At 46.9% G+C, this 19,137-nt stretch carries 9 protein-coding genes; 4 read left to right on the forward strand and 5 right to left on the reverse strand.

Going from position 1 to position 19,137, the window contains the following annotated elements; translation table 11 throughout:
- Positions 1 to 13: 13 nt before the first annotated feature.
- The 3 genes from NQ542_RS16160 to NQ542_RS16170 all read left to right on the forward strand — a co-directional run bounded on the left by NQ542_RS16160 (position 14) and on the right by NQ542_RS16170 (position 4,401).
- On the forward strand, positions 14 to 1,099 hold the full coding sequence (locus NQ542_RS16160; protein WP_005633060.1) for a DUF5074 domain-containing protein: 1,086 nt from the start codon (positions 14 to 16) through the stop codon (positions 1,097 to 1,099).
- Positions 1,100 to 1,162: 63 nt separating this feature from the next.
- Positions 1,163 to 2,239, forward strand: a complete 1,077-nt coding sequence (locus tag NQ542_RS16165; protein ID WP_370686465.1) for an ABC transporter substrate-binding protein — start codon at positions 1,163 to 1,165, stop codon at positions 2,237 to 2,239.
- A 998-nt stretch (positions 2,240 to 3,237) separates the two neighbouring features.
- Complete coding sequence (locus NQ542_RS16170; protein WP_005633070.1) at positions 3,238 to 4,401, forward strand: 6-bladed beta-propeller; 1,164 nt, start codon at positions 3,238 to 3,240, stop codon at positions 4,399 to 4,401.
- A 93-nt stretch (positions 4,402 to 4,494) separates the two neighbouring features.
- On the opposite strand, the gene NQ542_RS16175 is transcribed toward NQ542_RS16170, so the two are convergent.
- The 3 genes from NQ542_RS16175 to carB all read right to left on the reverse strand — a co-directional run bounded on the left by NQ542_RS16175 (position 4,495) and on the right by carB (position 11,420).
- Positions 4,495 to 5,871, reverse strand: coding sequence for an NAD(P)/FAD-dependent oxidoreductase (locus NQ542_RS16175; protein ID WP_005633072.1), 1,377 nt, complete (start codon positions 5,869 to 5,871; stop codon positions 4,495 to 4,497).
- Between the two features lie 195 nt (positions 5,872 to 6,066).
- Positions 6,067 to 8,124 (reverse strand): transcriptional regulator, encoded by a 2,058-nt coding sequence (locus tag NQ542_RS16180; protein ID WP_005633073.1) that lies wholly within the window; start codon positions 8,122 to 8,124, stop codon positions 6,067 to 6,069.
- A gap of 77 nt (positions 8,125 to 8,201) precedes the next feature.
- A complete protein-coding gene (gene carB, locus NQ542_RS16185) occupies positions 8,202 to 11,420 on the reverse strand; it encodes a carbamoyl-phosphate synthase (glutamine-hydrolyzing) large subunit (RefSeq protein WP_005633075.1) in 3,219 nt (1,072 codons plus the stop codon).
- A 378-nt stretch (positions 11,421 to 11,798) separates the two neighbouring features.
- On the opposite strand from carB, the gene NQ542_RS16190 reads away from it, so the two are divergent.
- Positions 11,799 to 13,628 carry a heparinase II/III domain-containing protein gene (locus tag NQ542_RS16190; protein ID WP_005633079.1) on the forward strand — a complete coding sequence of 610 codons (1,830 nt, stop codon included), beginning with the start codon at positions 11,799 to 11,801 and terminating at the stop codon, positions 13,626 to 13,628.
- A gap of 76 nt (positions 13,629 to 13,704) precedes the next feature.
- Here NQ542_RS16190 and NQ542_RS16195 read toward each other — a convergent pair whose 3' ends face one another.
- On the reverse strand, positions 13,705 to 15,363 hold the full coding sequence (locus NQ542_RS16195) for an O-antigen ligase family protein (RefSeq protein WP_230329101.1): 1,659 nt from the start codon (positions 15,361 to 15,363) through the stop codon (positions 13,705 to 13,707).
- 497 nt (positions 15,364 to 15,860) lie between these two features.
- Positions 15,861 to 19,127 carry an efflux RND transporter permease subunit gene (locus tag NQ542_RS16200; RefSeq protein ID WP_005650700.1) on the reverse strand — a complete coding sequence of 1,089 codons (3,267 nt, stop codon included), beginning with the start codon at positions 19,125 to 19,127 and terminating at the stop codon, positions 15,861 to 15,863.
- Positions 19,128 to 19,137 lie beyond the last annotated feature (10 nt).

The raw sequence follows: 19,137 nt of genomic DNA on the forward strand, positions 1-19,137 counted from the left end.
AATGTAATTGAAAATGAAAAAGAATTTTTATTGGTTTGCTTGTTTTGCTTGTGCAACTGTTGCATTAGCGTTTTCTTCTTGTAATGATGATAAGATAGAACCGGATATAGAGGTTCCGACAGAAGTGACAGGGGTTTATATTCTGAATGGCGGTGATTATGGAGGAAACAATGCTGGGATTTCTTATTTAGACTCAGAAGGGAAGGTAACTGAAGATATTTTTAAGAAGCAAAACAATCGTGCTTTAGGCGATATGGGGCAGCATATGATTAAATATGGTTCGAAACTATATGTATCGATGTATGGCTCGAAAACTGTTGAAATCTTGGATGCAGCAGATGCCACAAGTCTGAAACAACTGACTTTGACAGACGATCAAGGAGCAATACGTCCTCCTCGTATGTTTGCAGCTTACAATGGTAAGGTATATCTGACAACATTCGATGGTTATGTGGCTAAAATCGATACTGCATCGATGGCTGTTGAAGGCTATGTAAAAGTTGGACCTAATCCGGATGGTATAACGATTGCTAATGAGCGCATCTATACAGCTGATACAGATGGTATGAATTGGCCGAGCCAAAGTACTAGAGTCTCTGTTGTCGACATAAATAGCTTTGAGTTTGAAAAAACGATTACAGTATCATTGAATCCGAATTATATCTATTCAGATTCCGATGGGGATGTATATGTTATTTGCATGAGCGACTATTCAGATGACAAATCGTATATTGTACAACGTATTGATGCTAAAACTGACGAAGTAAAGACTGTTGAAGGTATTAAGGCTTATAAAATGACAGTTGCGGATGATATCGCTTATATCATGTTTAATGATTATTATGCAAATGAAGTGAAGTACTATAAATATGATTTGAAAAATGAAAAATTGCTAAGTGATAATTTTATTACGGACGGAACAGTAGTCAGCTCTCCTAATGGCATCGGGGTAGATCCGGTAACAGGTGATATCTATGTAGGAAAAAGTAATAAGAAGAATAACGGTGATGTATATGTCTTTTCTTCTGAAGGAAAGCTGAAATCTCAGTTTGAAACGCTTCCTTATCCGGCCGATTTTGTATTTATGACTAATAAGTAAAAATATATTCACTTGAAACGAATTTGTTTTTTCGTAATTCTTGTACTTTGGGCTGTTTCGTGTATACAACCCAAAGTACAAAATTCTGCTGGAAATAATTTATTAACTTCCGACACCATCCGCTACGCCCAGGGTTTTATCGTGCATCATTTCGACGGCTATACGGCTGTTGAAGTGCGTGATCCGTGGGACAGCACGCGCCTGTTGCAACGGTATCTTTTGGTAGACCGTGACCGGCCTGTTCCCGAAAACCTTCCGAAAGGAACGGTCGTGCAGGTTCCGGCACAGAATGTCGTGGTCTATACATCCGTGCATGCGGCTATTATCGACCAGTTGGGCGAGACAGGGCGGATCATAGGCGTTTGCGAGCCTCGCTATATGGACACCCCTGCCATCCGGGAAGGGCTGAAAGCCGGACGGATTGCCGATATGGGAGAGGCGACCGCCCCTAATGTGGAGATGATGATCGACAAAGGGGCCGAGCTTGTGATCGTTTCCCCTTTCCAGAATAGTGGCTACGGGCCGGTCGAGAAGTTGGGAATCCCCATTATCGAGGGAGCCGATTATATGGAATCGCTGCCGTTGGGACGTACCGAATGGATTCGTTTCTACGGGATGCTGTTCGGTAAGGAAGCGTTGGCCGATTCCATTTTCAGGCAAACGGAAAAGAGTTATCTCGATCTGAAACAGCTGGTCACGGCCGATATGCCTCACCCGACCGTTATCTCCGAAAAGAAGTTCGGCGCTTCCTGGTTTATGCCGGCGGGAGATAGCTATATCGCCAATATGTATGCCGATGCCGGAGCCGATTATGTTTTCAAGGAACTCCCCGGAGCCGGAAGTACGCCTTTGGCTTTCGAGACGGTACTCGACCGGGCTATCCATGCCGATATGTGGCTGATTAAGTATAACCAGTCCGAAGACATGACCTACGGTGACCTGCGTGCCGAATACGCGCCGTACGAGAACTTCGATGCCTTTAAGAACCGCCGGATTTATTCCTGCAATACGGGACTTGTCCCTTATTATGAGGAATTTCCTTTGCATCCCGATTACCTGCTGAAAGACCTGATCTGGGTGTTCCATCCGGAATTGCTGCCCGGCTACAGTCCGCGTTACTATCGGAAGATGCAGGACTAACCGGCAACGAAAGTTTGTGGAGAATAATCTATATGTTTGTTGCATAGTGGATTGTGTAGGTGAAGGATTTTTTTTCATTATCGATGACAGTACGAAGATAAGGCCCCGCTACAGGCAGGAATACCGTTTCGGGAAGATCGGCGAAGATCGGTGCAGAAACAGGTAGGAAGAGGTAGGAAATAGATGTCATTATATTTTGAATATCAGCATTTATTGCTTATCTTTATAGGGCAATGAAACGATGGGGATGAGGAGGAGGAATGAATTCGACGTCAGGCGTTACGGGTAGCAGGTATAGATGGCCCTTTACGGTCCGGATTCGATGTCGGCATCAGTTGGATAACGGTTGTCCAGTTGGATGGGGGGCAAACCCGGAGCTGCAGGTGAGGATGATCGTGCAATATCAAGGTGAGCCTTGAAACAAGGGACTTCTGTGTACGAAACAAGGGACTTTGACGTGTCAAACCAAGAAGTTCGGGAGGTAAAAGACCGGACTTCCGGATGCGAAAGAAGGGATTTTTCTCGTTCCTGTCGTGTCTTTTTCTATGCCGGTTTAAAAGGGCACAAGGAAATGAGTATATATATATATTATTAATATATTTATTCTAAGATGTAGGATTGAAACGCAATGAACGAAAAACCTCTGTAATCTGCTTGCAATGAATGGTTTATATTGAGACATTGACTGCACCGTTTGTTTGCCTTGGTGAAATCGGAGTGGCGGTAATTGTTAAAACACAGGTACAGTTAAGGTCCATCAGGTATTCGTTTTTTGTAATGAAGTCGTTGATAAAAGAAGTATGTGTCAGACCATATTCCACGATTAATGATTACATTTGTGCGTATAGATTGTGATTGAGTCTGAATAAGATAGTTCAATATGGCACCTTCCTTGTCGTTTTGATTCTTGTCGTGGCATGCAATCAAGACAAAAGGAAGGAAGTAGCGGTGCAAAGTGTCACCAACAAATGAATAATGAAATATAATTTCAATTTGCAATGAAAAAAAGAATAACGATTGGGACGCTTACCCTCTTATCTCTCATGGGAATGTTCGGCTGTAAGCAGCAGGAAACGGTCGAGGCACTTATGACTCTTGATGTAAAAGCCGATTATCCGGAAAAGGAATGGGTTGTTCAAGACTTTTTGGATGTGGAATACATCCCGTTGGAAACGAACGACGAGTTTATCACCCAAGGCAGTGTCAAGGCGATAGGAAAGCGGTTCGTGCTGGTGACGAATCTGCTCAACGATGGCAATATCTTCGTTTTTGACAGAAAAACAGGCAAGGCGGTCAGGAAAATCAATCGGAAGGGACAGGGAGCCGAGGAGTATGCTTTTATCAACGGGATCATCCTGGATGAGGAAAAAGACGAGATGTTTGTCAATAGTGCTTCGAACAAGAAGATATTCGTCTATGACTTGCAAGGAAATTTCAAGCGGAGTTTCCAGCATGCCGAGGGCGCGCAGTATCTGGATGTGTTCGATTATGACGCCGACAATCTGATCTGCTACGATATGTCTGCTTCTTATAAGGACGGGCAGAAAAGGGATAAGGAGTTTTACCATGCACTCATATCGAAGCAGGACGGAAGTGTCACCCGGGCAATTCCGCTTCCTTTTGACATAATCAAGGCTCCGTTTGTTCAAAAGGGGGATATGGTTGCTGTCGCTTCCGTTCGCTCTATCACGCCTGACCAGGGAAACTGGCTGCTTGCCGATACCTCTTCCGATACGGTGTATCGCTATATTCCCGGAAAAGACAAATTAATCCCGTTCATCGTAAAAAAGCCGGCGGAAAATCCGGATATGTTCCTTACGATGGGGGTGAACACTGGTCGTTATTGTTTCATGCAAACCATTGGAAAAGAGTTTAATTTTGAAAAAGGAAGGGGTTTCCCGACTACGGATTTGATGTACGACAGCCGTGAAAAGGTTGTATTCAAGCCGATAGTACTCAATGCTGATTATACGACCCGGAAAAGGGTGGACTTGATATCCCGTCTCGGAAACGAGGAAGTGGCCGCCTATGAGATTCTTTCTGCCGACCGGCTGGTCGAGGCCTATGGGAAAGGTGAGTTGAAAGGCGGGTTGAAAGAGATTGCGGCCGGTTTGGACGAAGAGTCGAATCCCGTGTTGATGTTGGTCAAGCATAAGAGATAGAACCGGAAGGAAATAAAATCCCCCCGTACTCTTACAAGCGAGCCGGGGGATTTTCAGTTTGGCATTTTTATTATAGGGAGTTGTTTTAAGTTATCATGCCCAACCGTTCAACATTCCGTAGAAATACATGGGTTTCAGGAAATAAACCTTCAACAGCCATGCGGCCCATTGCTCTTTCGATGTGTCCAGCAACGTGAACGGGAACGAGTTTTGCGCCTCTTTCTTATAGTTGAACTCACACAAGAGAACATGCCCGTAGTCCGTCACGATCGGGCAGGCGGCATATCCGTCGTATTTCTCTGCCGGTTCTTTGCCTTCCATCAGCGAGATCAGGTTCTTGGCTGCGATCGGCACTTGCTTGCGGATTGCAGCGGATGTTTTGCTGGTCGGGATTCCGGCTACGTCTCCTAGGGAAACGATATTCGGATATGTTTTGTGTACCAGTGTCTCTTTGTCTACCATAACCCAGGCATCGGCAGCCAGTTTACCTTCCGTCCAGCCCAGTCCGGCTTCTCTTACAAAATCGGGGGCCGACATCGGCGGTGTGAAATGCAGGAAATCATAATCTTCTACAAACGGAGTGTAGACTTTCTGATCGCCCACTGTTTCGATCTTCTCGAAATGAACCTGCTTGGCAGCCGTATCCACACCTTTCACTCGTACATTCAGGTTGATAGGAATGTTACGCTCTTTGTAGATTTCCAACAAGCGGGGAGTGAAAAACGGGACATCATACAGCTCTTTGGATGCTGTGTAAAAATTCAGATCCACCGTTTCGCGTGTACCCTGTTTGCGGGTATAGTGTTCTGTCAACAAACAGATTTTCTTGGGAGCACCTCCGCATTTGTGCTTGGTATAAGTATCAGTGTAGATTCCACGTCCACCCGTCTTGGAGAATTCCTGTATGGCTTTCCAAGTCTTTTGTGCACCTTCGAAATCATAGATGCTGTGGGCGTTCCCTTGTCCAAGTGTCGCTTGCGTGATACCTTCTACCTTTTCCCAGTTGATTTGGATTCCGGGAGTCAGGACCAGGAAGTCGTAGGCGATCTTTCCGTTATTTTTGGTCGTTACCTGATTCCATACGGGATCGACGGCAGCAACAGAATCTTTAATCCATTTGATGTCATTGGGTATGCAGTCCTCCTGCTTTCTCCAGACGTCATCCGGTTGATATACACCCGATGCGATTAAGGTGAACCCCGGCTGATAAAACTGACGGTCACTGGGATCGATCAAAGTGATATCCGGCTTGTCCAGCCAACTCTTTAAACGGGCAGCCATACTGATACCGGCAGCACCTCCGCCGATAATTACAATTTTACCTTTGGCTTTGCTTGAAAATGCTTTTGCCTTTTGGGTACTTGCAGCAGTCAGTAAACCGGCCATTGCCATCAGTTTGAAAAAGTGGCGGCGGTCGATACCTTTCTTCTCGAACGCCTTTAATTGATCTTCCAGTTCGTGTTTCATCATGTATGAAAATTAGATTTTGATCGCAAAGAAAGGATAATCCGCAGGAGCGTACAAAGAAAGGACTACTACATGGCTTGCGCAAGTGCTTTGAGTGGAAAGAAATACTACAACATTACTTTCTCATGTCTTTTTATGATGCATTTAATTATCTGATATGTAATAGTATATAAGATGTGAAAATCTGAGAAAATATTTTCAGAAATTCATTAGGAAATCGACGAGATTCGTATCTCCTTCCAGCTCCAAACGCTTCCTTAGACGGTATCGGCGCAGCTCTATTGCCCGTACGGATACGTTCATGAGGGATGCTATTTCCTTTGTGGAGAGATTCATGCGGAGCAAGCAACAGATGCGGAGATCGCCTGTCGTGAGATCGCTGTATCGCTGTCTGAGGCGGTCCATGAAATTTTGGTGCGTGCTGTTGAAATAGCTTTCGAACAGTACCCAGTCCGCTTGGTTGTTCAAAGTCTCTTCCATCAGCGTCTTCATGCGGATGTAGAGTTTGTTCGGATAACGTTCGCCTAGCGTTTCTTTTTGTTTTTCCAGTTCTTCCAACAGGCTTTGGATGGCCTGGTTGCGTTTGACGAGGGCTGTTGTCTGAAGTGTCAGTTCGTTGTTCTTGTTTTGCAGTTCGGCTTCGAGCATCCGGTTTTTTATGACCTGCATCTGCTGTTGCTCGGCTTGCCGTTCGGCTTCGGCTTTTTCCTGTTCTTCCTTATGCAGGTTCTTCAGGTTGTAGCGGAGCACGGCCTGTACGAGAAACCAGACGAGTGTGATATAGACCAGCCATGCCCATACGGTATTATACCAGGGAGGGCGGACTTCGATGGGCAGTGTGAGTTCGGGATAGGGACCCTTGATGACGTATTTGCGGACTTTCAATTCATACCTCCCTTCCGGCAATTGCAGGAAAGTGATTTTCCCGTCGTGTTGCCAGGCTGACCAGTCTGAAGATACGCCTTCGATCTTGTAGCTGATCTGGTGGTTGGAGGTGAATATCGTGGTGCCTGCCCAGACATTGAACTCCTGGAAGTTGTGCGGGAGAGAAATGCGTTGCGTGTTGATCGGCAAGTGATGGATACCGGAAGCATCGACGTATTCGAGTCCCGAAACTTTCAGGGGAGTGCTGCCCAGGCTATTGCCGATCAGTTCCCGGATATTGACCAATAAAGTCCCTTGCATGGCAGAGACCAAGACCAGGGAGTCGTTCAAAGGGATGATCCGTTTGCCTCTCGTCACGAGGTTCATATTGTAATTGTCGAAGAGCAGGCGGCATTTCAATGTTCCGATGCCGTCCGCTACGTGAAACAGTCCGGCTTCGTTTTCGATGGAAAGCCAGTAGAGGTTGTCACCGGCCGGATAAACATGTTCGGCATCGGCAAATACGCCCACTGCTTCCGTGTCCCTAAATAATTTCTTAACGGTCGGAGCGGGGTCTTTTTCGATCCTAAAGCAAGGTTGCGCTTCGGCTTTGCTTACGGCGATGAAAGGGCTTGTGGCTCCCAATGAGCGCTTGAAATAGCCGAGGTTGGTTTGGATATACAACTCTTCGCCATCTAGTCCGGCATTCACCAGTTTGCCGATCTCGCTTCTTTTTCCTAACAAAGTGATCGGAGGATCGAAAGAGATTTGTGATAATCCGTTGTCGAGCGCCACCCAGATTTGCCGGTTGTCCTGTACGCAGATAAAGCGGACGATATTGTCTTGTAGTTGGTTCTGTAAAGACAGGTGTTGCAGGATCGTACCGTCGGAGTCTGTGATATATAATCCTTGTGTGAGGGTTCCGATGAAAAAGAGCGTTCCGTTGGTAGCGAAGGCACTCGGCTGTGCATCCTGTATTTCTTTCGGTAAAGTAAAAGGTATTTCAACAGGGGGTGGAGTGAAGCGGATTTCTGGCGGGACCGTGTCCAGCGGGTGGTAGCGGAGGATTCCGTCTTTGTCGTATGTCCAGCTTCCCAACATCGTCTCGTTGCGGGTGTAGATCGTGTCGTTGTAGTTCGTTACGCCGGTCACCTCTTCCTGTCCCGGCAGCGAATATAGTTTCCATGTGTTGCCGTCGAAAGCAAGCAGGCCGGAATTGTTGGCGACATACAGCATACCGTCGGGTGTCAGCGAAAAGCCCCAGTTCTGGCAGCTCGCTTTATAATCGTCGACCGTATAGTTTTTTACAAATACATAAGGAATGGCTACTGACGCGCGCATGGCATGTGCCGTGAACAGAAAAGAAATGAGAATGGTCAGCAGTCTGTACATAAGTCTAAATGAATATAGGCACGGAAGTCCAATACTTCCGTGCCTGAATGAGGTTACAAATATAATGAAATTCCTATTTACTTGTATTCCTGCCAGCTCTTAATCTGGATGTCTTTTTCGTCCATATTACAGAAAGCGCTGATGAAAGCACTTGCCAAGCGGGCGTTGGTGATCAATGGAATGTTGTGATCGATCGCTGCACGACGGATCTTATAGCCATTGGTCAGCTCGCGCTTGCTGTGGTCTTTCGGAATGTTGACAACCAGTTCGAACACGTGCTTGCTGAACATATCCATGATGTTCAGGTCGCCCTGTTCGTCCGGCCAGCAAACTGCTGTCGCAGAGATGCCGTTTTCATTCAAGAATTTAGCCGTTCCAGCCGTTCCGTAGATGTTGTAACCTTTGACTGCCAGCATATGGCACGGTTCCAGCAGTTCAGCCTTGCTCTTGGCGGCACCGGAAGAAACCAGTACGTTCTTCTGCGGGATTCTATTTCCGACAGCGATCATGGCAGAAAGCAATGCTTCGTTGAAGTCGTCGCCGATGCAGCCTACTTCACCTGTAGAGCTCATATCTACGCCCAGTACAGGGTCGGCCTTATGCAGACGGGCGAATGAGAACTGCGAAGCCTTCACACCGATCCAGTCGATGTCGAATGCACTCTTGTCCGGTTTGGTGTAAGGAGCGTCAAGCATGATGCGGGTTGCCGTTTCGATAAAGTTGCGTTTCAGGACTTTTGATACGAACGGGAAACTGCGGGATGCACGCAGGTTACATTCGATAACCTTCACATCGTTGTTCTTGGCTAGGAACTGGATGTTGAACGGTCCGCTGATGTTCAACTCTTTGGCGATCATTTTGCTGACCTTCTTGATACGGCGGGCTGTTTCGAAGTAGATCTTCTGTGCCGGGAATACCAATGTCGCGTCACCGGAATGGACACCGGCAAACTCGATATGTTCGGAGATGGCGTACTCGACCACTTCGCCATTCATGGCTACCGCGTCGAATTCTATCTCTTTCGCCCCTTGCAGGAATTCGGAAACAACTACCGGATATTCTTTGGAAACCTTGGCTGCCAAGTTTAGGAATTCGATCATCTGCTCCTTACTGTGGCATACGTTCATGGCTGCGCCGGAAAGCACGTAAGACGGACGGATCAGGATTGGGAAACCGACCTTTGCGATAAAGGCGTCGATCTCTTCCATGCTGGTCAACTCGGCCCAACGTGGCTGGTCGATACCTAACGTATCCAGCATTGCGGAGAATTTGTGACGGTTTTCGGCACGGTCGATCGACAGTGGTGAAGTACCCAATACAGGTACGTTCTGGCGGTACAGTTTCATGGCCAGGTTGTTCGGTATCTGTCCACCTACGGAGACGATTACGCCCTTCGGCAGTTCTAAGTCCATGACATCGAGCACGCGTTCGAACGAAAGCTCGTCGAAGTACAGACGGTCGCACATGTCATAATCGGTGGAAACCGTTTCCGGGTTATAGTTGATCATGATGGATTTATAGCCTAACTTGCGGGCTGTCTGTGCGGCATTCACCGAACACCAGTCGAACTCAACGGAAGAACCGATGCGGTAAGCGCCCGATCCCAGAATCACGACGCTCTTGTCGTTCGGATAGTAAGAGATATCGTGCTGGCTGCCGTCGTATGTCATATACAGGTAGTTCGTCAGTTCGGGATGTTCCGATGCGATCGTATTGATGCGTTTTACACTCGGCAGGATACCTAATTTCTTACGCAGGTTGCGCACGCGGATATTTTCCTTTTCCATGTTGCCTTCCGGGTTTTCAACATAACGAGCAATCTGGAAGTCGGAGAATCCCAGGCGTTTTGCTTCCTTCAGCACATCTTCAGGCAGGTCTTCGATCTTATCGTAAGCAGACAATACTTTCGTATAGTCTACGATGTTTTTCAGTTTTTCCAGGAACCACGGAGTGATCTTGGACAGTTCGTGGATGCGGTCTACCGTGTAGCCTTTTTCAAGCGCTTTGGCCACGGCGAAGATACGGAGGTCGGTCGGGTTGGCCAGCGCGTCGTCCAGGTTATCGAATTCCACGTCGTTGTTGCCGACGAAACCGTGCATGCCCTGTCCGATCATACGCAGACCTTTCTGCATGATTTCCTCGAAGCTCTTGCCGATCGACATAATCTCGCCGACAGATTTCATGCTCGAACCGATCTGGCGGCTTACACCGACAAACTTAGTCAGGTCCCAACGCGGGATCTTTACGATCATGTAATCTACTTCTGGTGCTTTGTAAGCGGAGTTGGGAGTTCCCATCTCACCGATTTCGTCAAGGCTGTAACCTAATGCCAGCTTGGCAGCCACGAATGCCAGCGGATAACCGCTCGCTTTGGATGCAAGTGCGGAAGAACGGCTTAGGCGGGCGTTTACTTCGATCACACGGTAATCGCAAGTATCGGAGTTGAATGCGTACTGGATGTTACATTCGCCGACGATACCTAAATGGCGGATCGTCTTGATTGAAAGTTCTTTCAATAGGTCCAGTTCTTTGTCTGTCAGTGAACAGGTAGGAGCGACAACGATACTTTCGCCCGTATGTACGCCTAACGGGTCTACATTTTCCATGCTTACAACCGTAAAGCAGTGGTCGTTCTTATCGCGGATTACTTCAAATTCAATTTCCTTCCAGCCTTTCAACGATTCTTCCACCAACACCTGGGGAGAATAGGCGAAAGCGCTTTCTGCCAGCGTACGCAGTTCTGCCTCGTCTTTGCAGATACCGCTACCCATACCGCCCAATGCGTATGCGGAACGGATCATGACCGGGAAGCCGATCTCGTAGGCTGCCTTCACGGCATCTTCCAGGTTTCCGACAGCGTGGCTAACCGGAGTTTTTACTGCTATCTCGTCAAGTTTCTTTACAAACAGGTCGCGGTCTTCCGTGTACATGATCGCTTCGACCGAAGTTCCCAGTACCTTTACACCATATTTGGCCAGTGTTCCGCTGGTATACAGTTCGGTTCCGCAGTTCAAAGCAGTCTGTCCGCCAAAAGCCAGCAGGATACCGTCCGGTTGTTCTTTTTTGATCACTTCTTCAACAAAGTAAGGAGTGATCGGCAGGAAATACACCTTGTCGGCTACCCCTTCTGATGTTTGAATGGTTGCAATGTTCGGATTGAGCAATACGGTGCTGATTCCTTCTTCTTTCAGCGCCTTCAGTGCTTGTGAACCAGAGTAGTCAAATTCTCCGGCTTGTCCGATCTTCAGGGCACCCGAGCCCAGAACAATCACCTTTTTGATACCACTTTTCGACATAGTAATTTGGGTTGTTTAATTTATTGATTTTATAGAATGTTATAATTGCCTTACGAGATCACAAGGTGCAAAAAAAATGCGTTAGTAAAAATAACTAACGCATCCTATATAACCAAATGATAATCCTTTAAAATAAAAAAATGAGCTTCATTGTCCGACATATAACCGGAAAAGTACGCTGGATTATCCTTATGTGCTTTCTGTGTCATGAAACTCTATCTTCAAAATTTCGGCAAAGATAAGGCTTATATTTCAAACATGCAAGAGATGTTGGTGCCCTCTTTCTGAAAAATACTTTTCAAGTTGACCGAAATGTCCGGAAGATAATTTTATTTTCCTATCTTTATCCCCATCAATCATTCAAATAATTCTGATATTATGAATAAGACACTTTATCTCATTTTTATTTGTCTCCTTTTATGTGCCGGCACCCATCTTGTTGCCCAGACTTTTGATTATAACCGAGTGAGTGGCCATCCCCGCTTATTGATGAAGCAGGGTGAGGAGCAGCAGATACGAGAAAGCCTGAAAGATAACCCCGAAATGCAGCGCGTCTATAAGCAGATTGTCGGAGAAGCCGACCGGCTGTTGGTCTGTCCGACGTTAACATATAAGAAAGAGGGACGTCGTCTGTTGGCCGTTTCCCGTGAGGCTTTGAAACGTATTTTTGACCTTTCGTTTGTATACCGGATGACCGGCGAAGATAAATACCGCTTGCGTGCCGAGCAGGAGATGGTGTCCGTCTGCTCTTTCGGCGACTGGAACCCGTCTCATTTCTTGGATGTCGGCGAGATGACGATGGCGGTTGCGATCGGTTATGACTGGCTGTTCGATAAGCTGTCTCCGGAAACAAGGAGAGTGGTACGTGAATCGATTCTTCAGAAAGGTTTTGCTCCGTCGAACGACAAACAATATAACTGGTTCCTGAAAGCAGAAAACAACTGGAACCAGGTTTGCAATACCGGGCTGGTATATGGAGCCCTTGCCCTTTTGGATTCGGACAGCAAAGAAGCGGCTGCTGTTATTGAACGGGCTATGTCGTCTGTTCCTCTGTCGATGAAAGTGTACGCGCCTGACGGCAACTATCCGGAAGGGTATAATTATTGGGGATATGGGACGAGTTTCAATGTGATGCTAATCGCCGCTTTGGAATCGGCTCTCGGTTCGGATGGAGGACTGAGTGCGGTGGAGGGCTTTATGTCTTCGGCCCGGTTCATGCAGTATATGGCGGGAACGACCGGTCTTGCCTTCAATTTCAGTGATGCACGCGAAACGACTCAATCTTTTCCGGCCATGTTCTGGTATGCATCCAAATTAGGCGATCCTTCCTTGCTCTGGAACGAAAAAATATTCCTGACACGCGAGGATACGCATTTTACTGCGGAAGAAGAGCGTTTCCTGCCGATTATCTTGATCTATGGTTCCCGCTTCGATATGAAGGAAGTGACGCCTCCTGTCTCGAAAATCTGGACCGGACATGGAAAAGTGCCTGTAGCTCTGATCCGTACCGGATGGGATAAGGGTGAAGGTTTTTATGTCGGGATAAAAGGAGGAACGGCTTCGGCCAACCATGCTCATATGGATGCCGGATCATTTGTGTTCGAAGCTCAGGGAGTTCGTTGGGCACAGGATTTGGGTATGCAGGAGTATTATTCTCTGGAAAAGGAAGGCGTACGACTGTGGAACGGTGATCAGGACGGGCAACGTTGGGATGTCTTCCGCTATAATAACTTTGTGCATAATACGTTGACGGTAAACGGAGAAAAGCACCAGGTAAAAGGAGCGGTTCCGATTCTCGCTACTTATACGAAAGATGCACGGTTGGGAGCCAGCTTGGATATGACTTCTTTGTTCGGTAGTAATCTGAAGAAAGCGACACGCGAGGTTGTGCTTGTGAAGGAACGGTATTTGCAGGTAACGGATCAGGTGCAGGCTGCCGGCCAACCAGCTTCTGTCCGGTGGACGATGGTCACCTCCGCCACTCCTAAGCTGCTCGATTCCCACACGATAGAATTGACGAAAGAAGGTAAGAAATTACATGTGATTATCGACAGTCCTTCGGCTGCCGCCTTCTCTGTGGTCGATAATGTTCCGTCGCATAGCTACGATGCTCCGAATCCCGGTTCTGTCCGGATTGTTTTTGATGTTGATGTGAAAGCCGGTCGGAAGGAAACATTGAAAGTGCGGCTGGTTCCGGTTGTGGAATAATACATGAATGTACCGATATGCCGGGGTACGACAATACCGCTGAATGGGCATATCGGTATGCTTCAATTCCTATTTGTTATTTGCCGAAATTCCAGTTCCTGATGATTTGCAGTATTTCCTCTTTCATTTCCTTCGTTATGTTGTTTTGTGTACTGGGCTGGAAGGCGAGAAACCTCTTGGCTGCTTTATGGAATTTGTCCGGATGTAAAAAAGAGGGGTTTGTATACAATTTGGCGAGTAGGAAGTAGGTATATCCCTGTTCCGGTAAAATCCGGCTGATTTCCAGCAGGTAACTTTCCGCTTTCTGGTATTGCTTGATCGCCTTTTCGTTTTTTGCAATTGCATAGTATAGTTCGGGGGCTGCACTTAGTTTTAATGCCCTGTCCAACCATTTGATGGCAATATCGTGCTGTCCGGTCTTATAGAAACATTCTGCTCCCTCATATAGAAAATCTGTCCGGTGGTATAACTGGACAAACAGACCGGCATACCGGCTGGCTGCTTGTTCGTACTCCTGATTATGATATAATTCCTGAAGCGTCTTCCATTCCCTATAGGTATAGTAGGTATCTTTCTGTCCGTAGAAAAGAATGCAGGTAAGAATGGCGGCGATGGCACTGATATACGGGATACTCCTTTGTGCTCGCTGCTTGTTATGCTTCGGATTGGTCACACATATAGTGGTCAGGAATAAGAGCAGAACCCAGTAGGTCGGGAGTTGGAGCGGATAGGAATAAAGGGCGAAGATTCCGAGTGCCAGAATTCCGCCGGATGCTCCAATCTGTCTGTGTCTGATCCCATAATAAAGGGAAAATGCGAGCCAGAAGATGAAGAACAGCAACCCCGTAATACCTAACTCAAGTCCTATTTGCAGATATTCGTTGTATGCATACTGGGGACAGGTTGCGGTTTGTTTTTCTTTGGAAGAAGCGGTATCGGTTTCGAAATAGGCAGATTGTTCCTTTGCGTATGTGGCTGGAAAGCCGCCTATACCTATGCCGGTTACCGGATGTTCCATGATAGCCTGGGTCGTGATATTCCAGATCAAAAGCCGGCGATCTCCGGCCTGGGCTTTTTGGATATTCCCGACCAAAATGACTGCCGTGATCGCAACAAACAGGATAATCGAAGAGATAGCAAACAGCTGGATGTGTTTCTGTATGGCTTTTTTCGTCTGTTTCCATCCGATCAGCCTCATCCAGCAAACCCAGATTCCGGAAAGGAGGGCTGCAAGCCATACGGGTTGGTCTGTTTTGAATATTAAGGTGGTGATAATCAAAGTAGATCCGAGAATGGAGAAATAGAACAGGAAAGTACGGGATTTCCACAAAGCGATCTTGTCGCAATTCTTAAAACGGAGTAATGTGTTCAGACAGACTGGAAAAATGACTGCGATATAGCCATAGAAAGGCTCTGGTTTCAGCGATGTTTCAAGCAGCCTGAAGACAGGATGGGTGATGGGAGCAGGATTGATGGTATGGCTGATCCCCCAGATGGCCGGAACGATTCCGGTAAATATGATGATCGTAATGAAAAACGGTCGTAATTCCTGATGCGCCTGTAAAGCACCTCTGAGCATAAACCAGAGAGCAACCAGCTGAGCGATGAAAAGGAAACGTTCCGGCTGAAGATTCTCGTCTTTGTCGTAAGAAACCAATACGATACCGAACAGAAGTAATAATAAGGCATCCGGTAATGAAAAGATAAAACGGCTTTTCTTTGTTGTGAATTCCATAAGTAGAACCCCACCGGCTAACAATAGAGATGTGAAATGAAACCAGCAAATTTTTCCGGACAGCGTGCCGTCTGCTAATTCCGGATTCATGGCGAAGATTATACACAATAGTAACATTCCACTCGTTGCGAGTAAAAGTAATCTTAGATAACTAAAAAAATTATTCATAATTATATTTATTAAAATGTGAAAAAACTCTGCTTTCTGTGGGTTGAGAGGCAGAGACCTTCTCACAACTTATCTGTCAGGCATTGCCAAATGGATGGCAAAGAAATGGACCGATGCAAGTATACCCTATTTAAACAGAAAGAGAAGCCAGTGTGTTTTCCTTTTGAGAGGAAAGATTTGAACAGGTCTAAAGAGGTCGCAAAAGTATATTTTGCTTTATTGGAGGGTGAATGTTAGAGTTGACATTTTGTTGACAATATGCAAACGACTGGCATACAAAATATTTTGATGATAAACGGTAATCCTTATTTGAAAGGGGAAAGTTAAGGTTAGGGTTGTTTTTTTAATGTGAAAAGAGGTAAATAGAGGAAGATTCCTAAGATAGACATGGCAAGCCCGCCGATGGTGCCGGCGGCAAGCGGGAACCAAAACGCTTCCTTATCCGGACCTAACATGAATGGGATGAAGCCTAAGATGGTCGAAACGACTGTGAGGAAAATGGGCGTGATCTTAGCATTCCAGGCTTTCAGATATGCCTTGTAGGGCGACATCAACGGTTTGCGTTGCCGGATTTGGTTGTATTCATTCAAAATGTAGATGCTTGCGTTAACGGTTATGCCGCACAATAGGACGAAGGAGGCAAATCCTCCTTGGTCGAAATTCAATTTGAACCAATAGAACGTGAGGAATACGCCAATGTAAGAGATCGGTATTACAAAGATAACGGCCAACGGCTGTTTCAGCGAATTGAACAGGATACTGGTGGTAAAGAAGATAATGACGATGATCAGCAATAACAGAAGATATTGTTTATTGTCCTTTTTGTCCCAATACCAGTAAGCGCTTTCCGACTTGGCGGTATAACCCATCGGCAGTATGGCATTGATTTCCTTCAGGTCGCGTTCCTGTATCTTATTTCCTTGATTGGAAGCCCCGATATATTCGTATTGCAGACAGAGGCGGTATTGTTGGTTTACTTTGCAAACCTTCTGCGGCATCTGTCCTTTTTCGACACTTGCAAGTTCTGCTAACTTGTAGGGCTTGCCGTCAATAGTTTGTGGAACATACTGCATGCTCCACACATCGTATTCCTGTGACTGGCGGGAGGAGAGTTTCAGTTTCTCTGTCTCTTCGTTGACGACGATCGTCCCGGTATAAATGTCCTTTCCGAAAACGGGATTGATGGAGGCGAACAGGTCGATCGGCTGTATGTCCTCCTGGGTCAGCCGGGCTTTGTTGAGGTTGAAGTAGAACTCCTGGTAATCGTCTTTCCACCACGAGAATTCTGAATTGATCAGCACTTCCTTGATGCGGCGGTGGGTGAGCAACTTGGCTTTCAGCTGTTCGGCCCATTCGTACAGCTCGTCGTAGTTGTAACCATACATCACGATACGGAAAGAACCGGCTCCTTCGCGTACATCGTTGCTGAATCCCTGGTCCTGCAAACCGTAGACTTGCCAGCTCCCCCCCCCCAATTCAAGTGCTTTGCTGATGATTTTGCTTTTCAATGTGTACGGGAAACCGCTCCGTTCACTCTCTTTCGTAAAATAGATGCGGATACCGGCCTGGCGTGCGCTGTAGACGTTTGTTTGGAACTGTCGTATTTCTTTGAAGGTGCTGAGATAGGCTTCCATCCGGCTCATCAAGGTATTCATTTGTGGCAAGGTCGTCCCGTTCGGGAGCGATGCGCTGACAGACAGGATCGTTTCTTCGTTGCGGGTGAAGTAACTTCCTTCATAAACTTTTTGTACGAACAGGCGTAGGGTCCCGCCCAATGCCTTATCGACGATGGGTTTGATCTTCTCCTTGTACGTCTCGTTGGAGGCGAATTTATTATATGTATCGATTAGCAGGGTGTCTGTTGCCGTGTAGACCTTCTTTTTGTCTTTCGTGTCGTATTCGATTTTTTCCGGTAACAGGAAAACCGGGATGCCGAATGCTAACAGTAAAATGAAACATGCCAATTTCTTCCATCCGCAAAGGAAATCGATCTGACATTGATAGTACCGGTTGTAGTAGACAGGGAAACGTTTGAGAATGCGGTTCGTTCTTTTTCTGATCCGGCTTTTCCATGTATACTCGGTCTCTTCTCCGGATATGTTCTTTTTTCCGCTTTTTTTCCATTCCAGGTTCATCTTATCGATTAGGGCGGGAACCAGGAAAAGCGCGATCAATAGGGAGACTCCTAAATTGATGATGACGACAGCCGCAAAATCCTGCAGATTGAGGCGTATCTTTTCATCTAAGAAAAAGATAATGACCAGTGCACCTATCGTTGTCAAAGTGGCTGCCAATATGGATAGGATTGCCTTTCGGTTATGTCGGTTCCGGATATGTTCCGTCATGACGATCGTGTTGTCGATCACCAGGCTGAGTGAGATTGTGACGCCTGCCAACGAATAAAGCTGCATTTCCAGTCCTGACAGATAATAAAGGATGACAGCAATACTGAGGTTGATCGAAAGGCTGATGATGATCAGTAACAGATATTTTATCTCGCGTGTGATCAGCAAGACAAACATCAGTAGGATCAGGACGGTGAGCCCCGTACGGACATAAATCTTGTTCAGTTCGTCCTGAATGAATTCGGTCGCGTCATAGCTGGTATGTATTTCATAACCGGGTGGAAGCAAGGTACGGATATGTTCCATTTCGGCTCTTACCCGTTTGGCAAGTTCCAGCTGGTTCGCCGTCTCCTCGGCGCGGATGGACAGATAGATGGAATTCAAGCCGTTGATACGGTAATAACTCTGTGGAGCTTCTTCCTGACGGGTAACTTTTAGCAGTTGGTCCAGGCGGATCAGCTTGCCGTCTTTGTTCAGGACGGTTATAAGCGATGGGTTGAATCCGTCTGTTTCGTTTTCAGGAACCAAAGCGAGACGTATCCACTGGCTACTTTGTCCTTCTTTGCACGAAGTCGCCAACTGGGTTTCCACGTTTCCGGTTCCTAAGAATTCTTTTTGATAATACTGGCTGATCGCTTTCTGTATATCCGGGATGCTGATACCTAACGTTGCCAGCTGACGGCTATCATATTCCAGTCGCCATTCCATCGGGGTGGCACCACTGACATCGATGCGGTAGATGCCGGGAATCCCGCTTAGGCGAGGTTTTATCTGGTCTTCGGCAAAGCGTTGTATGAATATGGGTGTGGCTGCCGCATTCAGTGTGTAGCTCATGAAAGGCCGTACTTCCTTGTCGTCCGGCCGGCTCATTTCCAGGACTGGATAGCTCAGTCCGTCCGGTAGGCTGGGCCATGTCTGTCGGATGATGGTAGACGCTTCGAAACGGGCGGCATCGATATTGGTATGCTTGTCCAGCTCGAGCGTGACATATCCCCATCCGTTGCCGGAAGTGGAATTGATCTCCTTGATCCCCTTGATGCGTGCCAACATCGCTTCGAGCCGCGAGGTCACTTCCATCTCTATCACGCGTGCCGAATTGCCCGGCATGTTATAGCTGATAGTCAACTGTGGCAGCGTGCGTGACGGCGACAGCTTGATCGGCAGCAGCGGTATAAAGGCAATCCCTGCCAGTGCCACGCAAAGGAAGGTGACGATGATGGTGAAAGAGGATATTTTAGGAGATGCACTCATTATTCATTTT

Source organism: Parabacteroides merdae ATCC 43184, from assembly GCF_025151215.1.
GTDB lineage: Bacteria > Bacteroidota > Bacteroidia > Bacteroidales > Tannerellaceae > Parabacteroides > Parabacteroides merdae.